Source organism: Paraburkholderia terrae, from assembly GCF_002902925.1.
In the GTDB taxonomy this organism is placed as follows: Bacteria; Pseudomonadota; Gammaproteobacteria; order Burkholderiales; family Burkholderiaceae; genus Paraburkholderia; species Paraburkholderia terrae.
In genome coordinates this window covers 266,810-290,071 of the sequence record NZ_CP026113.1, presented here as the reverse complement: position 1 = coordinate 290,071, position 23,262 = coordinate 266,810, and the positions used below count along the sequence as shown (strand labels likewise).

19 protein-coding genes are annotated in these 23,262 nt (G+C 62.0%); 5 read left to right on the top strand and 14 right to left on the bottom strand.

Annotated elements, in window-relative coordinates; translation table 11 throughout:
- The first annotated feature begins 52 nt into the window (after positions 1-52).
- The 5 genes from C2L65_RS31030 (at position 53) to C2L65_RS31010 (ending at position 6,885) form a co-directional block, all read left to right on the top strand.
- Positions 53-415, top strand: coding sequence for a hypothetical protein (locus C2L65_RS31030; protein WP_042306785.1), 363 nt, complete (start codon positions 53-55; stop codon positions 413-415).
- A 92-nt stretch (positions 416-507) separates the two neighbouring features.
- Complete coding sequence (locus C2L65_RS31025; RefSeq protein WP_042306659.1) at positions 508-1,803, top strand: TolC family protein; 1,296 nt, start codon at positions 508-510, stop codon at positions 1,801-1,803.
- A gap of 11 nt (positions 1,804-1,814) precedes the next feature.
- A complete protein-coding gene (locus C2L65_RS31020) occupies positions 1,815-3,347 on the top strand; it encodes an efflux RND transporter periplasmic adaptor subunit (protein ID WP_042306657.1) in 1,533 nt (510 codons plus the stop codon).
- The gene (locus C2L65_RS31015) at positions 3,344-6,553 is read left to right on the top strand and encodes an efflux RND transporter permease subunit (protein ID WP_042306655.1); all 3,210 of its coding nucleotides are present in this window, start codon (positions 3,344-3,346) and stop codon (positions 6,551-6,553) included. The genes C2L65_RS31020 and C2L65_RS31015 overlap by 4 nt, the downstream gene beginning before the upstream one ends.
- Positions 6,550-6,885 carry a copper-binding protein gene (locus C2L65_RS31010; RefSeq protein ID WP_042306653.1) on the top strand — a complete coding sequence of 112 codons (336 nt, stop codon included), beginning with the start codon at positions 6,550-6,552 and terminating at the stop codon, positions 6,883-6,885. Before C2L65_RS31015 ends, C2L65_RS31010 begins: the two co-directional genes overlap by 4 nt.
- An 817-nt stretch (positions 6,886-7,702) precedes the next feature.
- Here C2L65_RS31010 and C2L65_RS31005 read toward each other — a convergent pair.
- The 14 genes from C2L65_RS31005 to glyA all read right to left on the bottom strand — a co-directional run bounded on the left by C2L65_RS31005 (position 7,703) and on the right by glyA (position 23,244).
- Positions 7,703-8,326 carry a VOC family protein gene (locus tag C2L65_RS31005; protein ID WP_042306652.1) on the bottom strand — a complete coding sequence of 208 codons (624 nt, stop codon included), beginning with the start codon at positions 8,324-8,326 and terminating at the stop codon, positions 7,703-7,705.
- A gap of 350 nt (positions 8,327-8,676) precedes the next feature.
- Entirely contained in the window at positions 8,677-9,900 is a 1,224-nt protein-coding gene (locus tag C2L65_RS31000) for a M24 family metallopeptidase (protein WP_042306651.1), read from the bottom strand.
- 20 nt (positions 9,901-9,920) lie between these two features.
- Positions 9,921-11,060: an FAD-binding oxidoreductase gene (locus tag C2L65_RS30995; RefSeq protein ID WP_042306649.1), complete on the bottom strand. Its 1,140-nt coding sequence runs from the start codon at positions 11,058-11,060 to the stop codon at positions 9,921-9,923.
- Between the two features lie 14 nt (positions 11,061-11,074).
- Positions 11,075-12,331: an aromatic ring-hydroxylating oxygenase subunit alpha gene (locus tag C2L65_RS30990; protein ID WP_042306783.1), complete on the bottom strand. Its 1,257-nt coding sequence runs from the start codon at positions 12,329-12,331 to the stop codon at positions 11,075-11,077.
- Between the two features lie 118 nt (positions 12,332-12,449).
- Complete coding sequence (locus C2L65_RS30985) at positions 12,450-13,376, bottom strand: LysR substrate-binding domain-containing protein (RefSeq protein ID WP_042306648.1); 927 nt, start codon at positions 13,374-13,376, stop codon at positions 12,450-12,452.
- Positions 13,377-13,383: 7 nt separating this feature from the next.
- On the bottom strand, positions 13,384-14,532 hold the full coding sequence (locus C2L65_RS30980; RefSeq protein WP_042306647.1) for a branched-chain amino acid ABC transporter substrate-binding protein: 1,149 nt from the start codon (positions 14,530-14,532) through the stop codon (positions 13,384-13,386).
- Positions 14,533-14,590: 58 nt separating this feature from the next.
- Positions 14,591-15,001: a cupin domain-containing protein gene (locus tag C2L65_RS30975; protein WP_042306645.1), complete on the bottom strand. Its 411-nt coding sequence runs from the start codon at positions 14,999-15,001 to the stop codon at positions 14,591-14,593.
- Between the two features lie 45 nt (positions 15,002-15,046).
- A complete protein-coding gene (locus C2L65_RS30970) occupies positions 15,047-16,081 on the bottom strand; it encodes a GlxA family transcriptional regulator (protein ID WP_042306782.1) in 1,035 nt (344 codons plus the stop codon).
- Between the two features lie 37 nt (positions 16,082-16,118).
- On the bottom strand, positions 16,119-17,120 hold the full coding sequence (locus tag C2L65_RS30965) for a LysR substrate-binding domain-containing protein (protein ID WP_042306643.1): 1,002 nt from the start codon (positions 17,118-17,120) through the stop codon (positions 16,119-16,121).
- A 217-nt stretch (positions 17,121-17,337) separates the two neighbouring features.
- Positions 17,338-18,108: a pyrroline-5-carboxylate reductase gene (locus C2L65_RS30960; protein WP_042306642.1), complete on the bottom strand. Its 771-nt coding sequence runs from the start codon at positions 18,106-18,108 to the stop codon at positions 17,338-17,340.
- A 67-nt stretch (positions 18,109-18,175) separates the two neighbouring features.
- Positions 18,176-19,669, bottom strand: coding sequence for an aldehyde dehydrogenase (locus tag C2L65_RS30955; protein WP_042306640.1), 1,494 nt, complete (start codon positions 19,667-19,669; stop codon positions 18,176-18,178).
- A gap of 17 nt (positions 19,670-19,686) precedes the next feature.
- The gene (locus tag C2L65_RS30950; RefSeq protein ID WP_042306637.1) at positions 19,687-21,018 is read right to left on the bottom strand and encodes an NAD(P)/FAD-dependent oxidoreductase; all 1,332 of its coding nucleotides are present in this window, start codon (positions 21,016-21,018) and stop codon (positions 19,687-19,689) included.
- 5 nt (positions 21,019-21,023) lie between these two features.
- A complete protein-coding gene (locus C2L65_RS30945; RefSeq protein WP_042306636.1) occupies positions 21,024-21,911 on the bottom strand; it encodes a dihydrodipicolinate synthase family protein in 888 nt (295 codons plus the stop codon).
- Between the two features lie 37 nt (positions 21,912-21,948).
- On the bottom strand, positions 21,949-23,244 hold the full coding sequence (gene glyA, locus C2L65_RS30940; RefSeq protein ID WP_042306635.1) for a serine hydroxymethyltransferase: 1,296 nt from the start codon (positions 23,242-23,244) through the stop codon (positions 21,949-21,951).
- Positions 23,245-23,262: the final 18 nt, after the last annotated feature.

Here is a 23,262-nt window from a genome sequence, read left to right as displayed (position 1 = left end):
CAGTCGTGCAGCGTACGCAGTTTCCTACGCGACCTCGGCTATAATCCCAGCCATGAAATTTCTCCGGACATTGCTCCTCTTGCTGCTTTGCGCTGTGCTGCCCATCAGTGGGCTGGCAGCGAGCGGCTTGACGGGCGAATGTCCGATGCAGATGAGCATGGGTTCCGACGAAGGCAGCGCGATGTCGTCGGACATGCCCGGCTGCGAGATGACGCAATCTTCTCAACCAGGAAAAGCCAAAGGGTTCTTCTGCAAGGCAACCGCGCAGTGCCAACTGGGCAGCCTGTATCACCCCGCCTCGCGCATCGAAGTCACCCGTCCTGCGGGACTGTCCAGCCCCGTCGTCTTCCACTACGCGCAGTCGCTCATCGTCCGTGAACCGGGCGGTCTCTGGCGACCTCCTCGCGTCATCTAATCCCTCGCTGACAGGTTCGCCGCATTAGCGGCGATGTCGTCCTGCGTCCAGGACGTGGATTCCCTATGGGAGTCCGCCGTTGGGGTTAGACCATGCCTTTGACCATTGGCACGCCGTCACGTCGGCGTGTACCACTGCGCGCGCGTTCACTTTTTGCCGCGCTGATTCTCACGAGCGTCGCTGCGTACGCTCAGGAAACACCCGTCACGCTCGATGCCGCGCTTCAGGCCGCTACGGACCACTCCGCCGCTATGGGAGCGGCACAGGCCTCCGTACGCGCAAGTTCGGAAGCGGCCGTCCGGGCCGGCCAGTTGCCCAACCCGACGCTCAAGGCCGGCGTCGACAACCTGCCGGTGACCGGGCCGCAGAAATACACAATCGGCCAGGATTTCATGACGATGCGCCGTATCGGCATCGAGCAGGAATGGGTGTCGGGCGACAAGCGCCGACTCCGCTCCGAACTGGCGAACGACCTGGTGGACCGCGAGCGGGCCGGCTACCTTGGCCAACTTGCGAACACCCGCCAGCAAACGGCCATAGCGTGGCTCAGCGCGGTCTACGCGAAGAAGGGCGTTTCGCTGCAACGGCAGCTCGTCGACCATATGACCCACGAACTGGATGCGACGAAAGCGTCGTATCGCGGAGCCAAAGCGACAGCCGCCGATGTGACCCAGGCCCAGGCGATGCTCGCGCAGACGCAGGACCAGTTGCTCAAGGCACAGCAGACATTGCAGACCGCGCTTATCGGCCTGTCCCGCTGGACCGCAACGCCTGTTTCGGACGTGACGGGCGAACCGCCGGCACCGCAGTCCTATGTGTCGTCGCTACCGCCCGAAGAACTGCGTGAGGTGCAGCCAGCGCTCGTCGCGGCCTCGCGGGACATTGCCGTCGCCGATGCCGATACCGCCGTCGCGAACAGTAACCGCAGCCCCAACTGGACGTGGGAGGTCGCCTACCAGCAACGCGGTGGCGCGTATTCGAACATGGTGTCGGTTGGCGTCAGCATTCCGCTGCCCATCAATCGCAAGAATCGCCAGGACCGGGATGCGAGCGAGAAGGCGGAACTCGCCACCCGGGCGCGGCTGATGTACGAAGACGCGCAACGTCAGGTGGAAGCGGACATCCGCGCACAGTCCGCCACCCTCGCCAGCGGTCGCGAACGCATTACCAGTCTCTCCAACTCCCTGCTTCCGGCTGCCGGCCAGCGTGTGCAGCTTGCGGCTGCCGCGTACCGGGCAGGCACCGGCTCGCTCGCCGACACCTTTGCTGCCCGGCGTGCGCAACTCGAAGCTGAACTTCAGGTGCTGGACCTGCAACGCGATGTGTCGCAAACCTGGGCACAACTCGAATACCAGGTCGTGCCGGCGTCGATGTCCGTGGGTCAGTAAAGGAGAACAACATGCAAAAGAAACAACTGGCACGCGCGGCCCTGATGGTGTTCGCCGCGGCGGCCCTGCTCGGTGCCGGCTATGTCGCGGGCACGCATCGTCCGGCATCAGATGGAGCGGGCGCTGTTGCCACCACCACGCCCGGAGACAAGGTCGACCCGAAGACGGGTCGCAAGGTGCTGTATTGGCACGACCCGATGGTCCCGGCCCAGCACTTCGACAAGCCGGGCAAGTCTCCTTTCATGGAGATGCAACTGGAGCCCGTCTACGCGGACGAAGGAGGCGGTTCGACGGGCATCCGCATCGACCCGGGCCTCCAGCAGAATCTGGGCATCCGCTACGCAACCGTTCGCCGCCAGGAGACGTCAGAAAGCTTCGACGCCGTCGGCAGCACCCAGTTCGACGAGTCCCAGACGGACGTCGTGCAGTCACGCGTCACGGGCTACATCGACCATTTGTACGCCAGTGCGCCTATGCAGCGAATACGCAAGGGAGCGCCGATAGCGTCCCTGTTCGTGCCCGACTGGCTCGCACCGCAGGAAGAATATCTGTCACTCAAACGCGGCGGCATGGACATGGGCCTGCTGGAAGCGTCGCGCGCGCGGATGCGTGCGCTGTCGATTCCGGACGGCGTTATCGCGGCCCTTGACCGGACAGGAAAGGTTCAGACACATGTCGTTCTATCGTCGCCAGAAACCGGCGTCGTGAGCGAACTGAACGTGCGAGACGGGGCACAGGTTACGCCTGGCCAGACGCTTGCCAAGATCGCCGGTCTCTCGAAGCTGTGGCTCATCGTTGAAATTCCGGAGTCACTTGCGCTTAGCGTTCAACCCGGCATGAGCGTCGATGCCACGTTCTCCGGCGACCCTGCGCAACACTTCAACGGGCAGATCCGCGAAATCCTGCCGGGCATTAGCGCCAGCAGTCGCACGCTGCAGGCACGCCTGGAAATCGACAACACCGCGCTGAAGCTCACGCCCGGCATGTTGATGCGTGTGCGCGTCGGCGGACAAAAGACCGTCTCGCGTCTGCTCGTTCCGTCCGAGGCAGTCATCACGACGGGCAAGCGCTCTGTCGTCATCGCGAGAAACGAGGATGGCCGCCTGCAGCCCGTTGCGGTCACTGTTGGCAACGATGTCGGCAACGAAACCGAGGTGTTGAGCGGATTGAGCGACGGCGAACAGGTCGTCGCATCTGGCCAGTTCCTGATTGATTCCGAAGCCAGCCTGAAATCGGTCCTGCCACGACTGGAAGGTAGCGCAGGGGTGAGTCCGGGCGTTTCAGCGCCGGCATCGGCTTCGGAGGCGGCGGCGCAATCGTACGAGACTACCGGCAAGGTCGAAAAGGTCACACCGCAAGACATCACGTTCTCGCATCAGCCGGTTGCGGCCCTGAACTGGCCGGCAATGACGATGTCTTTCAGCAAGCCGGCGCCCAACGCATTTCCGGATGTAAAGGCAGGCCAGACGGTGCATTTCGTCTTCAGCCAGTCCGGTGATGGTTACCAGCTGCAGAAGGTCGAACCTGCGGGAGGTGCCCAATGATTGCGCGCCTCATTCGCTGGTCCATTCATAACCGGTTCCTGGTCCTGCTGGCCACGGTGCTCGTTACGGCATGGGGCATCTATTCTGTCACCCAGACGCCGCTCGATGCGCTGCCCGACCTGTCCGATACGCAGGTCATCATCAAGGCGTCGTATCCGGGCAAGGCGCCGCAGGTCATCGAGGACCAGGTGACCTATCCGCTCACCACGACGTTGCTCGGCGTGCCCGGTGCGAAAGCCATCCGCGCCTATTCAGCGTTCGGCGATGCGTTCGTCTACGTGCTGTTCGACGACAAGACGGACCAGTATTGGGCACGCTCGCGCGTACTCGAGTACCTGAATCAGGTGCAAAGCCGACTGCCTCCGGGGGCGACCGTTTCGCTTGGCCCGGATGCAACCGGCGTCGGTTGGGTGTACGAGTATGCCCTTGTCGACCGGACCGCAAGGCATGACCTCGGGCAACTGCGCGCGCTGAACGACTGGTTCCTGAAGTTCGAACTGAAGTCGGTGCCGGACGTGTCCGAAGTGGCGTCAATAGGCGGCATGGTGCGCCAGTATCAGGTCGTGCTCGACCCCGACAAGCTGCGCGCATACGGCATCACGCAGACGATGGTGGCCGACGCGCTGCGCAAGGCCAACCAGGAATCAGGTGGCTCAGTCGTCGAACTCGCCGAGTCCGAATATGTGGTGCGTTCTTCCGGTTACCTTCATTCACTGGATGATTTTCGCCACGTCGTGCTGCGCACGAACGACGCGGGGACGCCCGTGCTGCTCGGCGATATCGCGCGCATCCAGATTGGGCCCGAGACGCGCCGAGGCATTGCTGAACTGAATGGTCAGGGGGAAGTCGCGGGTGGCGTCATCGTCATGCGATCGGGCAAGAACGCGTTGACGACCATCGAAGCGGTGAAAGCGAAGCTCGCTGACCTGAAGCGTTCGCTTCCGCCGGGCGTCGAGGTTGTCACGACCTACGACCGCTCGCAACTCATCGACCGTGCGGTGGACAACCTCAAGGACAAACTCATCGAGGAGTTCATTGTGGTCGCGCTGGTCTGCGCGGTCTTCCTGTTTCATCTGCGCAGCGCGTTCGTGGCCATCCTGTCGCTGCCGCTCGGTGTGCTGGCCGCGTTCATCGTGATGCGCTATCAGGGCATCAATGCGAACCTGATGTCGCTCGGCGGCATTGCGATTGCCATTGGCGCGATGATCGATGCAGCCATCGTGATGATAGAGAACGCGCACAAGCACCTGGAGGCGTTCGAGCACGAGCATCCGGACACATCGATAACGGCCGCGCAGCGCTGGGAACTGATTGCAACATCGGCTGCCGAGGTCGGGCCCGCGCTGTTCTTCTCGCTGCTCATCATCACGCTGTCGTTTATTCCCGTGTTCTCGCTGGAAGGACAGGAAGGCAAGCTCGTCTCGCCGCTGGCGTACACGAAGACGTACACGATTGCGGCCGCAGCCGGGCTGTCCGTGACGCTCGTGCCTGTGCTGATGGGCTATCTCATACGAGGCCGCATTCCGCATGAAAATGCCAACCCCATCAACCGCGTACTGATTCGACTGTACAGACCGCTGCTCGAGGCAACGCTTCGACGCCCATGGCTTGCGATTGGTGTCGCCGTGGTCGCACTGGCTGCGACGGTGGTGCCGGTTTCGCGTCTTGGCGGAGAGTTCCTGCCGCCGCTCGACGAAGGCGACCTGCTGTACATGCCGACCGCGCTGCCGAGCATTTCGACCGAGAAAGCGAGTGAACTGCTGCAGCAGACCGACCGGCTCATCAAGACCGTGCCGGAGGTGGCAACCGTGTTCGGCAAATCGGGCCGCGCCGACACCGCCACCGATCCCGCGCCGGGTCTCGAGATGTTCGAAACGACGATTCAGTTCAAGCCGCGTAGCGAGTGGCGACCCGGCATGACGCCGGAGAAGCTGGTCGATGAACTGGACCGGACGGTGAAGGTGCCGGGTCTGTCGAATGTATGGGTTCCGCCTATCCGCAACCGTATCGACATGCTGTCGACGGGTATCAAGACGCCCGTCGGCGTCAAGATTTCGGGCCCCGACCTGACGCAGATCGACCGGGTCGCGGCGCAGGTCGAGGCGGCGGTGAAGGATGTGCCGGGCGTGACCTCTGCGCTCGCCGAGCGGTTGAATGGCGGCCGGTACATCGACGTCGATATCGACCGGCTTGCGGCCGCGCGCTATGGCCTTTCAGTGGCGGACATACAGTCGGTCGTTTCGTCGGCGGTGGGTGGTGAAAACGTTGGCGAGGTGATTGCGGGTCGTGAGCGCTATCCAATCAACATCCGCTATCCGCGCGAGGTCCGGGACTCGCTTGAGAAGTTGCGGCAACTGCCCGTCGTCACGGACCGGGGCGCGCAGATCCAGCTCGGCGATGTGGCGCATATCGCCATTGCCGACGGCCCGCCGTCGATTCGCAGTGAGAATGCGCGGCTTTCCGGTTTTGTCTACGTCGACATTCGCAATACGGACCTGCAGTCGGCCGTGAAGGCGATGCAACGTGCTGTCGCGGAGAAGGTTGTGTTGCCGCCGGGGTACTCGATTGCGTGGTCAGGTCAGTTCGAGTACCTGGAGCGCGCGGCAGCGAAGTTGCGAACGGTGATTCCGGTGACGCTCGTCGTCATCTTCGTGCTGCTGTTTCTGACTTTCAACTCGGCGGCCGATGCGTTGCTGTTGATGTCGACGGTGCCGTTTGCGCTGGTCGGCGGGTTTTGGTTGATCTGGATTCTGGGGCATGCGGTGTCCGTTGCGACGTCAGTCGGGTTCATCGCGCTCGCTGGCGTCGCGGCCGAATTTGGTGTCGTGATGCTGCTGTACCTGAAAGGCGCGCTTAACCGCCGGCTGGAAGATGGCGAACCGTTCACCGAAGCTTTGCTACTCGACGCGATTCGCGAAGGCGCGGTGCTACGTGTCCGGCCCAAAGCGATGACGGTCGCGGTGGTGCTTGCGGGTCTCGTCCCCATCATGATTGGACATGGCGCCGGGTCGGAGGTGATGCAGCGCATTGCCGCGCCGATGGTCGGCGGCATGGTCACTGCACCGCTGCTGTCGATGTTCGTTATTCCCGCAGCCTGGTATCTGTTGCAGCGTCGTCGCGCGAGACATGTGAGTCATGAGCGGTTCCTCAATGTAGTCCCTTCTGGCACGAGAGTGCCTTCTACTGAAACTGGAGAAACTCGATGAAGAAATTGATTGTTGTGTCTGCTGTGTTTGCAGGTGTTTTTGTTTCCCCGGCGTTTGCCGGTGACGATATGGCCGGCATGAAGATGTCTGCGCCGTCGGCCTCGAAGACCGCGCTCACCGATGCCGAGGTCAAGAAGGTGGACCCGGAGACCGGCATGGTGACGCTGAAGCACGGAGCGCTGGAAAACGTCGGCATGCCGGCGATGACCATGGCGTTCAAGGCCAAGGACGCTGCGATGGTCAAGCAGGTACACGAGGGCGATAAGGTCAAGGTTCGGGTCGAAAGCGTCAATGGGATGTTGACCATCGTGAAGATGGAGAAGCGGTCGTGACCCGGTGAGCACCGTTCCTGGCGCGGTCCGCTTGCAGTACATGCCTGCGACTTGAGTGCTGGTATTCGTGATGCGGTGGTTGCTGCGCATGCGGTTTGGTTTGCTTGTGTTTGCGCTGGCATCCGCGTTTTGTTAGCTTGCTTCACGCGTCGCCCCTGTGCGGGGCGGCACCTACTTTTCTTTGCCGCCGCAAAGAAAAGTAGGCAAAAGAAAGCGGCTAACACCGCCAACATCTCTCATTGCCTGAGGGCCCCCAAAGGGTCTTACGCTTCACACGGCAGCCTTTCTGTTTGCGTGCGTTGCCAACGCTTTGAATGTGCGCCTCACCCGCTTCGAACACCCGTACCCAGGCAAGCGGCAGCGAATGGTATGTGCCGCCCAGGTGGCAAACTGTGTGTAGGTTGTCGCGTCGTATAGGTTAGCGCTCTTACAGGGTGGAACGCATGTGCTATCGGTCCGAAGTGAGGCGTTTGAGGTGCTACGGCCTACACACAGTTTGCCACCTGGGCGGCAGTGGCATAACTGGCACGGCGCGCTGTAGTGCGGGAGCGTGAAGCGGGTGAGGCGCACCGCAAGAGCGCTGGCAACGAACGTGGGTCACGTGATTGCCGTGTGAAGCGTAAGACCGGTTGGGGGCCCTCAGGCAAATACAAGGACTGGCGGTGTTAGCCGCTTTCTTTTGCCTACTTTTCTTTGCGGCGGCAAAGAAAAGTAGGTGCCGCCCCGCACAGGGGCGACGCGTGAAGCACGCTAACGAATCGCGGATGCCAACGCAAACCCCAAAAAACCAAACCACGAACGCCCAGCCCAACACCTGCTACCCGACCTGCTCGCGAACCATGAATTCGGCATACCAGTCAGCCCAGTTTTCATCATGCTGACCAGTCTTTTTCTCATGCTCGCCATGTGCGGCGGCAGCACGGCGAAGCGCGCCCGCGAGTTCCTTCGACGAACCGAATCTCGTGTCGCCCGCCTCCACCCGACCGGGAAGCCGTGTCGTCACTTCCTGGAAAACCCACCCATTTCCATCGGGGTCGCTGAACGAAGCGAACGAACCATAAGTAGCGCGCGACGGATGCGGGCCGCTCAATCGCCCTTCTTCACCCGCATGATGGAATACACCGCCGACGTCGTGAAAGACCTCGCTCACCTCGACGCCCCGCTCGACAAGCTCCGCGTGCGCGGCCTCCACGTCCGACACGATAAGGTGAAGTCCCTGCACTGAGCCGGGTTCTTCCGTCGTCACACCCTTGCCAAACAGGACCGAGCAATGCGAGCCTGGCGGCGTAAAATGCACGACCCGAAACTGATCGTCTTTCACGAGATCGACGTCGAGCCTCCAACCCAACTGCGTGTAAAACTGCTTCGCGCGGTCAACGTCCGCCACGGGAATGACGACGACTTCCAGTTTCATGTCGACCGTTCTCTGTCCATTGCTCATGTCTAACTCCTCACGATTGGCCAATCCAAGGGGACAAATGCAAACAGGCAAGCTACAGCGGGGGAAGCAGACGGTCGGTTCGAGTGGACGGGAGCGGTCGGATGCTGGCTCAGGGCTGCTGCGGCTTGCGTACCCGATTGGCAAGCAGCGCCAGCACCCATTGACCGACCGAATCTTCGTACAAGCGGGATCGCCACGGATCGCTGCGCCTCACGCAAAGTCTGTGAAAGACATCCCGATTCGTCAAGAGAATTTCCGGTGAACACCGTCTGTTATTAAGCAACACATTCACGCGTCCGCAGCTTAAACATAACGCCGTTAGCGCAATCGTGCAGACAAGCGCCTCGAGTCTACAGCCAGTCCGTTTCAAATCCGCATGATGTGAGTGGCTCGCAACCGTGCTCCGTGAGCACGACCTGCTGTTCGAGTTTCACGCCCTCACTGCCGCCTTCCGCGCCGATGTAGCTCTCGACGCAGAGCGTCATGCCTGCTTCAAATACGCCGTCGTAACCCCCACAATCCCAATCGACCTGATGCGCAATGGACGGATATTCGTCCACCATGCCGATGCCGTGCGCAATACAGCTATATCGGTTCTTCAGATACGCATCGGGGATTTGCCAGGCATTCTCCGAGAACTCACGGAATGTCATCCCCGCACGCAGCAGCCCCATGTTGAAATGAACCTGCGCATAAGCCGTTTCATAGAGCTTGCGCTGCTCGTCCGACGGTCGAGTATGTCCGACTGTCCATGTCCGGGAGATATCCGCGCAGTAGCCATTCGGCCCAACCATATCGGTGTCGAACGCCAGCAATTCCCCATGCTGCAGAACGCGCGCAGAGCATTCCTGCATCCACGGATTGGTCCGGTCACCCGAAGACAGAAGACGCGTTTCGATCCATTCGCCTCCGTGGCGGATATTTTCGTAGTGAAGATGCGCCCAAAGGTCCTGCTCGGTGATGCCCGGCCGAAGCTCGCGATGCATCTGCTCGATGCCCTTCTCGCACGCACGTATCGACTCGCGCATCAGCACCCGTTCATCCGGCGACTTGATGCTCCGTGCCAACTCCATCATCGCTTGCCCGTCTAGCAGCGTCACACCGCTTTCGGCAAGGCAAGCCGCACCGAATGGATCGAGCCGGTCGACAGCAAGACGCAAATCGTTCGGCGCATGTGTGCGCAACACATCGACGATTTCCGCACTCCATGTCTTCGCGCGGCGTTCCGCGTCGTGCCCCGCGTTGAAGAACGTCCAGCTGATTGCATGACGCAACTCGACGTTCAGGCTCAGCCCGTTCCACACATGCTCACAGCTATGAAATTCCCAGCCAATGACGCGGCCATCCGCGAATACCATCACATACCGCGACGGGTTACGACCCGTCCATATCTGCATGTTTGACGTATCCGTGGCATAGCGGATATTCACCGGGTCATAGAGCAGTATCGCGGGACAGTTGGCCTTTCTTAGCTGCTCCTGTACACGCGCGAGGCGGTACGCCCTGACATCGGACAGCGTGTTATCCGTTCTCGTCGAATCGACAAGCGCGTCGATCACCTCGCATTCAGCCATGCCCTCGCTCCATACGTGTGTCAAAGTTCCAGCACCAGATCGGACGTCGGACGGCTGCAACATAGAAGCCTGAAGCCCTTGACGACTTCCCGGTCACGTATCCCGCCGTTGTGTTGCATATCGACGCTACCTTCAAGCAGCTTCGTCTTGCAGGTTCCGCATACGCCCTGACTGCACGACGATGGGATCGGCACACCCGCCTTTTTCGCGGCGGCGAGCACCGTTTCCGTCGCGGTCATCGTGAACGACCTCGCAGAGCGGGACAGCTTGACGGTGTACGTTGCCTGACTCACAGCGCTCTCGGTCGAGCGCGGCGCCGCTGCCTGTACGACGACATCGGACGCGATGTCGAAACTTTCCTGGTGATAGCGCGCCGGATCGTGACCGCCTTCGCGAAGAATCCCCCTCACCGCGCCCATATAGCCTGCAGGCCCGCAAGTGAACACCTCGCGTTCGGCGTAGTCGGGAATCCACTTCGCAAGAAGCGCGAGACTGAGCCGGCCTGTCTCCCCCGTCCAGTCGAGTTCGTCGCCGACACCTTCGCATAAGAAGAACAGCTGGAGACGCGGCGACAGCTTCGCGAGCCTGCGCAGTTCGTCGCGAAAGACGATATCGGCGGGCGTTCTCGCGCTGTGTACGAACGCGATATCGCGGTCGAGGCCAAGGTCGATGCTGGCGCGCGTCATCGACATCAACGGCGTCACGCCCGAACCCGCCGACAGATACAGCGACTTCGCCGCGCAAGAACCCGTCGGCGTGAAGGTGCCGGACGGCCCGTACGCTTGCAGCTGGTTTCCCGGCTTCATGTTGTCGTGAAGCCAGTTGGACATGACGCCGCCCGGAACCCGCTTGACCGTAATGGACAGCAACCAGGGACGCGTCGGCGGCGACGAGATCGTGTAGCAGCGCTCGACAGGTTGCCCGTTCACATCCGCGGATACCGTCAGGAATTGCCCCGGCTCGAAGCGCACGGGCAAGCCGTCGCCCGCGCGGAACTCGAAGCTCTTCACATCATGCGTTTCGTCCACCACGCGGCAGCACGTCAGCACCTGCCGCTCGTTGCTCGGCCAGAGCCTGCCGCCGGACTCCCACGTGCTGGCATCAGTGAACCGGTCCGCTGCATCGAACGCCGGGTCGAATACCCTTTCGATAGAATTCATCACTGTGACCTTGCTCAGATGCCGTGCGCGCTCAAACGCGCTGCATACCAGCGCGAGAACTGGTCCACGTAGGTTTCGGTGAACGGCGAGAACATGCCCGGCGTGTAGGCCGGGTCCTGCGTGCCTTCATGCGTGATTTCGACGAGGTGCTTGTCCTGCGTGTTGGTCGCGATCCACACTTCGGTCAGGTCCGACACCTTGTAATCGATGCCTTCCACCGCATCGACATGGACGAGCCATTTCGACCGCACCAGCGTCTTGTCCGGCGCCAGCGGAATGATGTAGCTGATCACCGCATGGTCGCTCATCACATGGGTCCATGAGTTGTGCGTCCAGAGATGCATATCGCCGAGGTCGCGGCGCTGCAGATTGCCTAACAGCCGGGTACTCGCCACTTTGGTACTGAGCGTTTGCGATTCGCCGTTGCCCGCAATGACCAGTTGCTGCGTTCTGAACTGGGTGACGGCGTCTTCGTCGAGCCGCTCGAAGGCGGCACTGATAAAACCATCCCGCTCCCAGCTTGCCTGACACGCCGCGTTGCGCGATTTGTATTCGTCCAGCGCGCGCAGCGATTCTTCCGTCAGGTTGTCCGGGCAAAAGCCGAAGTCTTCAGGAAGAAACGAGGCTGTCAGTTCGGGATGCGTCGCCGCGCAGTGGTAGCACTCGCGGTTGTTTTCCATCACGAGTTTCCAGTTGCCTTCTTCGATGATCTCCTGCTCGAAAGCAATCTTCGTATTCCGCAGGTCATACGGAGCGAAACGCGGCACCAAGGTTTCTTCGAGTTTCGCGATATCTTCGGGCGGTTCCGCGGCGAGGCACACGAAGATATGCGTGCCGACAATTTTCGTATGCACCGGGATCAGGCTGCGGCAAGTGGCATCGAAGTCCTTACCCATGTGCGATGCGTGGCGCAGGCTGCCGTCGAGGTCATAGGTCCATTGATGGTAAGGACAGACCAGCATGCCGACCGTCGACTTCCCCGCCTCCTTCAGACGCGCGCCGCGATGGCGGCAGACGTTCCGGTAGGTGCGGACGTTTTCGTCGTCGTCCCGCACGATCATGATCGACGCCTTGCCGATATCGACGACGGAAACATCGCCCGGTTCGGGAACATCCGCTGTCACGCCGACGAGAATCCAGTGCTTGTGAAAAAATACCTCGACGTCCGTCTCGAACACGTCCTGACGCCCGAACAACTCGCCGGGCATGCCGTGACCGGACTGACGGCTGCGAATCAATTCGCCATGAGTTTTGAATGACACTTCGGACATCGTATTCTCCAACGTTCAGGGGATGTGGGAACGCTGAACGCTCCCGCGATGAACCCAGTATTGGATTGACGAAAAAGAGCGTCAATGCGCTTTATTTTCGGTCTGGCATTACTTTGGATTATGCGAGCGAATCCTGCCGCAGCCAGTCGATCAGGCCGTCTGTGGCGGCCGTGATGGTGCGCCCATGCGGCACCACGATGAAGTACGCATCGTTCGGCTTGAACGACGCGACGGGCAGCCTCACCAGTTCACCCGTTTCGACGAGATCGTGGACGAGCCTTCCCCAGCCAAGCGCGATGCCCTCGCCATAACGGGCGGCCTGGATCGCGTCCGTGTACAGGCTGCAGCGCAACGCGAAGTTCAGACGCAGCGGCCGCAGGCCGACGGCATTGAACCAGGCTTCCCACCCCATCCAGCCTTCCGACGTCGAATCCGACTCGATCAGCGCCGCGTTCGCGACGTCCTGCAGCGATCGCGGCATCCCGCGCGATTCCACCCACTTCGGCGAGCACACGGGAAAGACTTCCTCGTCGAACAGCAAGGTTGCCGTGCCGTCGCTCCATCGTCCGTTGCCGAAGCGCACCGCGACATCGATCTCCTTGTGCCGCAGGTCCGCCGTGAACATCTGCGTGGAAAGGCGAAGCTGAAGATTCGGCTGCGCTTTCTTGAGCGAGGCGAGACGCGGCAACAGACGAAAGTGCGAGAAGGCCGACGTCGCCGCCAGCACCAGTTCCTGCTGCACAGGGCCGCTGGAAAGCCGGTCGAACACGCCGGCAATTTTCTGCATCGACTCGGCGACGACGAGGTACAGCGCCTCGCCTTCTTCCGTTAGCTCGATCGATCGGTGCAGGCGGTGAAAGAGCCGCACGCCGAGCGTGTCTTCGAGGAACTTGACCTGCCGGCTGACGGCCGCCTGCGTGACGCCGAGTTCGTTCGCCGCGACCGTGAAACTGCTCAGACGCGCGACCGATTCGAACTCGACGAGGGCCGTCATCGACGGAATGAGGCGCCGGTATCCTTTGGTCCCTGCAACAGCCGTTTTCATTCTGAACTCATTCGGCGCTTATCGTCGTCACGGGCACCCATTTGCCGTTCTTCACCTGATACAGCGTCGACGTCGGATGCTTGAGGTCACCGTACGCGTCGAACTCGATCTTCCCGGTGATCCCGTCGTACTGCATGGTGCGCAGCGTGGGCATGAACACCTCGGGCTTTGCCGAGTTCGCCTGTTTCATCGCGTTGATCGCCACCCATGCGCAGTCATAGGCGAATGGCGCATAAGTCAGCGTGTCGGCGCCGAAGCGCTTCTTGAACTTTTCCGCGAACGCCTTGCCTTGCGGCAGCGACTCGACAGGCCGCCCGTACTCCCATGCCATCGCGCCTTCGGCCGCACTGCCCGCGACACTGAGGAAGATGCTATCGGCAATGCCGCCGCTGCCGACGAACTGCGCGCGCATGCCAAGCTGTCTCATGCGCTTGGTCAGCAACGCGGCCTGATTGTCGAGTCCGGCGAAGTACAGCAGATCGGCATTGGCCGCCTTGATGGTCGTGAGCTGCGCGTTAAATTCGACGGCCTTCTCTTGCGTGTATTCCGACGCGACGATCTGGCCGCCCGCCGCCACCGCGGCCTTCTTGAATTCGTCCGCGGCGCCCTGGCCGAATGCGGTGCGGTCGTCCATCACGGCGATACGTTGCGCTTTGGTGACGGTCACTGCGTACTTCCCTGCATTGCCGGAGTTTTGCGCATCGGTGGCGATGATGCGGAACACGTTCTTCAGGCCTTGCCGCGTGATCGCGGGATTGGTCGCGGCGGGGTCGATCAACGGGATGCCCGCCTTGGCGAAGATCGGCGATGAGGGTAATGCGACACCCGAGTTGTAGTAACCGACCACGGCCACCACGCCGTCGTCGACCAGTTTCTGCGCCACCTGCACGCCGACGCGCGGGTCGCCCTGGTCATCCACGGAGACCATCTCGAATTGCACCTCCTGTCCGCCCAGCTTGATGTGCTGGGTGTTGGCTTCTTCGATGGCAAGCCGGACACCGTTTTCGATGTCCTTCCCGTTGGCCGCTCCAACGCCCGTCAACGGCGCCGACACGCCTATCTTGACGACCTGCTGTGCGACGCACGGATGACTAGCAAGCGTCATCGCGACGGCAGTCAGCGAGGCGAGAAGAAATCTTCGTGAAGTATTGACCATCGGGTCACCTCCGTTTGCGGGCACATGAGGCGCAAGACCCACTGAGCTTGCTTCCTGCTCAGCCTTGCGCGCGAGAAACGATCGTCGAGCCGGTATGCGCGACCACCAGCACCGTGCAGCCCCCTTCCGACGACGTGCTATGCCGCGAACCCGCCGCGTAGCAGACCGTCTGTCCGGGAAGAAAATCGGTGCCGTCGTCGTCAGTGAACACGCCGTCGAGAATCATGATCAGCTCGGTTGAATCGTGCTGATGCTCGAACGAGCGCGCGCCCGGTTGCAAACGCATCCAGTAGCTGCTCCACGCGCCGCGTTCGTCTTCGGCAACGGGAATCCAGAAGAAACCGGGCAGCACCGTGTCGCCGATCTTCATTGCGCGCCAGTCGCGCTCGTCGATCGAATACCAACGGCGCGCGTCCTTGACGTTCAGGCCGAAGAGAACCAGCTCGTCACGCAGTTGCGCGGTCGTCATGGGGGGTGTTTCCTTTTGCCGGGTTGTACGTGCCCACCGCGCCTGTCAGCTGGCGGCCAACGCGGGTGAGTGGCTTTGCGGCCTCGCCACGCGATACGCGTTTGGCGATTCGCCGAATTCTTTTCTGAACTCGCGGCCAAGATGCGAAGCGTCGGAAAAGCCACACGACGCGGCGATATCGGCAACCGTACGGTCCGAACTCGTCAGCAGCCACGACGCCATGCGTATGCGAATCTGCCGTCCATACGCATGCGGCGACTTGCCCGTTTCGGCTGCGAACAGCCGCTCCAGTTGCCTGACCGACATGTCCAGCCGTCGCGCCAGTTCCGCGAGACTCAAGGGCTGCCCGATATGCTGCTCCATCAACAGGATCGCGCGCCGCACCTTCGGGTGCGTTGCCGGTTCGAGCCCCGGCGGATGCGGCTGCGGCGCATTTCCCTTTTGCGCATCGTCGACCAGCATGATGCGTAATGCCTTCTGGATGATCGTCGCCTCGACATGCCGCAGCAGGATCGCGGCGGCGACATCGATCGATGCGCGCCCGCCCGAACAGGTAATGCGCCGCCCGTCGATCACGAACAACCGGTCCGCAACGAGATTGCGCTCGTCGACGCCCGGAAAGCGTTCGACGAAATCCCAGTAGTGGAACCAGCTCACGCAGAGGCGATAACCGTCCATCACGTCGGCTCGCATCAGCGCGAACACGCCCGTGCATATGCCGACCAAGGTCGCGGAGGTTTTCGCGGCGTCCTGGATGAACTGCAGCGTGGCCTTGCTGGCGGACGGTCCCGAATGCAACAGGCCGCCGACGACCACCACGTAATCGAAGGCGCCCGCTTCGTCGAACGTGATCCACGGTGCGACCTGGATGCCGCAACTCGCCCTGACAGGCACCAGCGATTCCCCGACGATGGTCCACGAACAGCGCACGGGCCGGCTCATGTCGCCTTCATCGCTTGCCAGCCGAAGCAGGTCGACGAAACCCGAAAACGCCGTCAACGTGAAATTCGGCAGCAACACGATCCCGAAGCGCAAGGGTCGGGACGTTTTGCTTTCGGAGTGAAGCGTGTCGCTCAACATGGCATTGCCTGCGTCGACGGGACGGGTATCGGTCAATCTATTTCGCTGCTTCGGTTTCGACGCTTCGCCATTCGCGCATCATCGCGCCGACTTCTTCGCCGAGCCATTCGCGGAACTGCACGTATTCGGGCCGCAGCTTCGCGTTCTTGTGCGTGATCACATAGTGATGACGGTCGTGGAATTCGAGCGCGTCCTGCACCGGACGCAACAGCCGGCCCTGCTCGACCTGACGATGCACGAGATGATGCCAGCCGAGCAGCGTGCCCTCGCCCGCCTCGGCCTGCGCCACCAGCAGCCGGTAATCGTTGCTCTCCAGGTGCTCGTTGTCGACCAGACGGTCCGAACCGTCGCCTTGCTGGAACCAGTTGCGCCACACGCGCCAGTCGACATGCTCGCAAACCTGCGCGCGTCCCAGCAGCGACAGATTCAACGTGGGATGCGACAGCAGATCCAGCGGCTTCAGTGATCTGCCGTGAAAATGACGCTCATGAAACGACGGGCTGCACACGGGATACACCACGTCGTGAAAGAGCGGCTCGATCTCATACTCCGGCTCGCGCGGCGGATTCTTCGTGATGATGACATCGGGTTCCATGAGGTCGTCCAGCTCCATGAAATGCTCGGTGACCATCACGTGCAAACGGATGTCCGGAAAACGCTTGCGAAACGACGGCAGCCTGAACGACAGCCACAGTGCCGAGAAAGTGTGCGAAACGCACACCGTCAGCGCATGCCGGTCGGTGCGGCGCACGGCTTCGGCCGCTTCGGCGATGTTCATGATCGACAGGTAGGACGCGTTGTACAGAATGCGCCCGGCATCCGTCAGCGCGATATGTCTGCCCGTCCGCTCGAACAGCGCCACCTCCAGCGAGTCCTCCAGTTCCTTGATCTGCCGGCTGATGGCGGCCTGCGTGACGCACAGCACTTCGGCGGCTTGCGTGAAGCTCTCATATCGGGCCGCCGTGACGAAGCATCTCAGCGCCCGTAGAGAAGGCATCTGCGCGAGCAGCCGGTCGGCGAACAACTGTTTCTTTTGCATGGCTTTCACCTGTGAAGCGGATGCGCAATGCGGCGACGGCGCGTCGAGCAGACAGCTCCCGCGAAAAATAGTGTGCGATTCTTCCTGGCAACTGGCAATGGCGGGCAACCCGGGTGCGTAGCCACATTTGCCGCGCCCGGGCCGCCTGGCGCACATCCGGCTGCATCTGACGATTATCCGCTGCTGCCGCGCTTACTGCGCATCCGCGCGCCCGCCGTTACGCGCGGCCCGTGATACGCCGCAGCACGCCGTCGAGCGCTTCGTCGTAGTAAGCGTATGCCCCACGGCGGGAAAGCTCGGTGTGTACCTGTTCGTTGATGCCGCCCGGTGTCATGCAATGCGTGACCATTTCTGAAAACGGTTGGTCCGTCCGGGTCGTGTCGTGGGCGAGTCCCGCACAGTAGCCGGACAAAAATGCCCGTGCGTCGGCGTAGTCGATGCCTTGTTTGGCAAGCCACGACGCCTGGGTTTCGAGCACGGCGTAGAAGCTCGCCATCGTCGCTGTCACGGCGGATAGCGCATCGAACTTGTCTTCGCTGTCGACTTCGACGGCTTCACCAAGCGCCGCGAAGATCGCCTTGGTCACCTCATCCGCGGGGCAGATCGCGGTGCTGCCCTTGCCCTCGGCGACGGCGGGCAGCGGCACGGCGCGCGCGATCTTGCCGCTCGTGCGGACAAGGCCGCGCAACTGATCGAGAGAAATGCCCGCCATGAAGCTGATGACATGGTGACGCGAACCGAATTCGAGTTCACCCAGCACCTCGGCCGCGATTTGCGGCACAACCGCAAGACAGACGACGTCCGAGTTATCCAGCACATCCTGGTTGCTTTCGCAGACGCGGATACGCCCGTCGAGCGCGGCAAGTTCCGCCGCCGTTCGCGCGTTGCGCGGCGACAGCGATATCTGCTCGAACGGCACGCCGAATCTGAGCATGCCTGTCACGACCGCTTGTGTGATCGTGCCCGTTCCGATGAATCCAACTCGCATTTGGCCTCGCGTGTGTGTGATGCGGACCCAGCCTGCATGGCTGGGTCATCAGTTGTGTCGAACCGGTCTAGTCGAGCTTCAGCCAGGTGGTCTTCAACTCGCAGTACTGGTCGTGCGCATAGACGGATTTGTCGCGGCCGCCGAAGCCCGATTGCTTGAAGCCGCCGAACGGCGTCGACAGATCGCCCTCGCCGAAGCAGTTCACCGTCACCGTGCCCGCACGAATCCGCGCCGCGATCTTGTGCGCGTGGTTCACGTTGTCGGTCCACAGCGAGGCGGCGAGTCCGTAGCAGGTGTCGTTGGCAATCTGCACGGCTTCGTCGATATCCGCATACTCGATGAAGCACACCACCGGGCCGAACACTTCGTCGCGCGCGATGCTCATTTGCGGCGTCACGTTGTCGAAGATCGTCGGCTCGACGAACCAGCCGCCCGAGTCGGTACGCGTGGCCTTGCCGCCGCATACGACGCGCGCGCCTTCCGCCTTCGCTTTTTCGATGTGACCCAGCACCTTTTCGTAATGTTTCTGCTCGATCAGCGAACCGAGTTTGACGTCGGGGTCGAGTGGATCGCCCGTTTTCCATCCCTCCAGAACCGCTTGCATTTTTTCCAGCAAGCTCGCCTTCAGCGACGACGGAACCAGAATGCGCGAGCCCGCGCTGCAGTTCTCGCCCATGTTCCAGAACGCGGCGGCGACAGCCTGCTCGGCGACGGCATCGAGATTCGCAACATCGGGCAGCACGACCTGCGGGTTCTTGCCGCCGCATTCGAGCACGACGCGCTTCAGGTTCGTGTCCGCCGAGTAATGCAGAAACCGCTTGCCCGTTTCCGTCGAACCGGTGAACGCCACCAGATCGACATCCGCGTGACGGCCCAGCGCCTGACCCGCGCTTTCGCCGAGGCCGGTCACGACGCTCAATACGCCTGCAGGCACGCCCGCTTCCAGCGCGAGATCGGCGATGCGCAGCGTGGACAGCGAGGTCTGCTCGGCAGGCTTCACGATCACGCTATTGCCCACCGACAGCGCCGGGCCGATTTTCCACGCGAGCATGAGCGCCGGAAAATTCCACGGCAGCACCGCGCCCACGACGCCAATCGGCTCGCGCGTAATCATGCTGACGACGCTCGCGCCCGACGGCGACAGCGCGTCGTATCGCTTGTCCGTGACTTCCGCGTGCCAGCGGATGCACGCCGCCGATTCGGGAATGTCCAGTCCCAGACATTCGCTGATCGGCTTGCCGGCCTCCAGCGCTTCGAGCAGCGCCAGTTCTTCCGCGTTGTCGTCGATCAATTGTGCGAGCCGCAGCAGCACCGCTTTACGTTGCGCGGGCGCGGCCTTCGACCACACGCCGGACTCGAACGCATCCCGCGCCGCCACGACCGCGCGGTCGATATCTTTCGCATCGCACTTCGCGATGTCGGCCAGCACTTTACCCGTCGAAGGATTGAGCGTCGCAAACGTCTCATTCGATGCAGCGTTTGCGCGTTGTCCCGCGATAAAGGCTCTGCCGTCGAGTGACAAGCCTTCCGCTTTCTGCTTCCATTCCTGATACGTCGTCATGTCCTGTCCTCACAGATTTAAAGCTCGGCCCCGGCCGAAAATTCCTTGACCCAGATCGCCGCCGATACCGCGACGTCCGCAATGGGACGCACGGGCAGCGAACGCGGATGCGGCTGATTCAGAAGCTGACGGACAAGATCGCTGGACTGGCCAAGCGCGTATTCGGCAATCAGCTTGCCTGACGCCGACCCTCTGCTTAAGCCCAGGCCATTGCATCCAACCGCTTCGAACACGCCATCCGCCCTGCGCCCGAACAATGCGCCGTTGTTCGCCGACAGGCACAACGGGCCGCCCCATGTGTATTCGAGTTCGACGTCCTTCAACATCGGAAAGCGCCGGTCGAATGAGCGTTGATGCAGGCTCTTCGCTTTCGCCAGATCGGCTGGCGATACTTCGAGATTCGGCCGGAACGCAAAGTGATTGCGAACACAAATGCGGTCCGTAATCAGACGACGCACGGTCGAGCCCATCGGGTCGGCGGGAATCAGCGCCCATGAGCGCGTGCCGCCGAGCCGCTTTACTTCTTCCGGCTTCATCACGCGTGTCATCGACGCGAACGTGTACACGGGCAGCAGGCCGTTCGGATGTCCGCCGAAGGTCGCCGCATAGGCGTTGGTGCAGAGAATCACGCGCTTCGCGACGATCTTGCCGCCCGCGAAGGTCAACACCTTTGAAAGCCCTTGATCGTCTATCCGCTTTACCGCACTGAGTTCGAACACCTGCACGTTCGCGGGCAAGCTCGCGGCGAGACCGCGCATCAGCGCCGCGGGCTGTACCGTGCTGCATCCGGGCGTAAAGAGCGCGCCCTCGTAGAAGTCCGTGCCCGTCACCTTTGCGATGGCGGCTGCGTCGAGCCACTTGAATGCTTCGTCGATGCGTTCGAGACCTTCGGCGAAATGCGCAAGCGCCGCGTGTCCCTTCCGGTTCACCGAAGCGTGAAATTTCCCGTCGTCGCGCCAGTCGCACTCGATGTTGTGCGCCTTCACGACCGAGCGCACATAGTCGATGCCGTGACGCTGGAAGCGGACGTCCGCCTTGTCCGCTTCCACGCTGCGCGAATAGCTCTCGCTGCTGATGTCGTGCGGCAGATCGACGAAGAAGCCGGAATTGCGCCCGGCCGTCGTGCGCCCAATACGATCCGCCTCGACCAGTGCAATCGACGCATCGGGCGCAAGCTCGGCCAGGCGCCGGGCCGCGCACAGGCCCGTAATGCCGCCGCCGACCACGACCCAGTCGTAGCGGCACTCAGACGACACCGCGACCGCAGGCGCGGGCGGAGGCAGGCTTTCCCACCATCCGTTCACACCGTCTGGGGCGGGAAACCGCGCGAATTCCAGTTTCGAGGTCATGCACGTTACTGAGCGTTAGACAACAACGGGCGTACGAGCTTGGCAAAGCCGCTGCGTTCGTTTTCATCGAGCGTGCCGAGCGGCGCGCGTGCGGCACCGACGGGCATGCCCGCCAGCTCGCAGCCGTATCGGACGTATTGAATGAACTTGCCGCTGCGTTCCAGTAGTTCGAGCACGGGCAGCAATTGCGCCATCAGTTTGCGGCCGGTTGTGAAGTCGCCTTGCTTCACGCAGGCATCGAAGAGCGCGGTGTGTGCTTCCGGCAGGAAGTTGGACGCGCCGCCCACCCAGCTCTTTGCGCCCCAGACGAAGAACTCGAGCGCCTGGTCGTCCATCCCGCAGCTCAGCACCAGTCGCTCCTTGAAATGCGTGGCGAGATGATGCAGATGCGAAATATCGCCCGTGCTTTCCTTCATCGCGATGAAGTTGGGACGTTCGAGCAGTTTCGACAGCACGCCGTCGCTGATGTCAGTGCCCGTGCGCGCCGGAAAGTTGTACAGCATGACGGGCATGTCGAGGCTGTCGTCCACCTTCAGCAGATGGCTCAGCAGTTCGTCCTGAGTCGGCTGCGCGTAGTACGGCGCAGCAAGCAGCAGCGCATTCAGGCCTGCGCGCTTCGCTTCCTGACCGAGGCGGATCACTTCTTTCGTCGTCGTGGCGTTGATGCCGGCCGTCAGCCAGGTCTTGCCACCCGCTGCTTCGGTGACGGTATTGAACGTCTGCACGCGTTCGTCGAAACTCAACGCGTAGTATTCACCCGTGGTCCCGCCAATACCGAGGCCCGAGACACGGCCCGCGAGATTCGCGGCGTGCTTGCCGAGCAAAGTGTGATCGATTTCGCCATCCGCCTTGAACGGGGTGACGAGCGGTGTATGTACGCCCTCGAAGCTCATTTCGATTCTCTCTTGAATAGTTGATCAGCGAATCGCTTTACACAAGCGCTTCGGCATGCGAGTAAATGGGGAACTGGCTGCACAGGTCTCTCACGCGGCTACGGACAGCGCGCTCGACCTGCTCGTCGCCTGCCGGTTCGTGTTCCAGCGCGGACAACACTTCCAGAATCATCTGGCCGATCTGCTCGAATTGCGCGGTGCCAAAACCGCGCGTCGTGCCTGCCGGGGTGCCGAGGCGAATGCCCGACGTGACTGTCGGGTTCTGCGTGTCGAACGGAATGCCGTTCTTGTTGCAGGTGATGCCCGCCCGCTCCAGCGCCTTCTCGGCCTGCGTACCCGTCAGACCCTTCGAGCGCAGATCGACGAGCAGCAAATGGTTGTCGGTGCCGTCCGTCACGAGGCTGAGACCCCCCGACTTGAGAACATCGCCGAGCGCCTGGGCGTTGCGCAGCACCTGGTCGATATACGCGGTGAATTCCGGCCGAAGCGCTTCGCCGAACGCGACCGCTTTGCCCGCGATCACATGCATCAGCGGCCCGCCCTGCAGGCCGGGGAAGACGGCCGAATTGATCTTCTTCGCGATGTCGCCGTTGTTGGTGAGGATGAAGCCACCACGCGGTCCGCGCAGCGTCTTGTGCGTCGTGGACGTCACGACATCGGCGAACCGAACCGGGTTCTCGTGCCGCCCCGCTGCGACGATGCCTGCGATGTGCGCCATGTCGACCATCAACAGCGCGCCCACGCTATCGGCGATTTCGCGGAACGCGGCGAAGTCCAGCGCACGCGGATAAGCCGAATAGCCCGCGATGATGAGCTTCGGCCGATGCTCTTCAGCCAGCCGGCGCACCTGCTCATAGTCGATGCGATACGTTTGCGGATTCACGCCGTACTGAACCGCGTTGAACCACTTGCCCGACAGCGCGGGACGCGCGCCGTGCGTCAGGTGGCCGCCCGCATCGAGCGACATGCCCATCACCGTGTCGCCCGGCTTGACGAGCGCGAGCATCACCGCCCCGTTCGCCTGCGCGCCCGAGTGCGGTTGCACGTTGGCGAACTCGGCTTCGAACAGCGCCTTCACGCGGTCGATGGCAAGCGCCTCGATGCGGTCCACATGCTCGCAGCCGCCGTAGTAACGCTTCGACGGATAGCCTTCCGCGTACTTGTTGGTCAGCACGGTGCCCTGTGCTTCCATCACCGCCGCCGAGACGATGTTCTCGGAAGCGATCAGCTCGATCTGCGTTTGCTGGCGGCGCAACTCCAGCGCAATCTCCGATGCGATGACTGGGTCGCGGCTCTGGAGCGTTTCTGCAAAAAAGCGCGAGTTCTCGTTCACGTGGTTACTCCGGGAAAA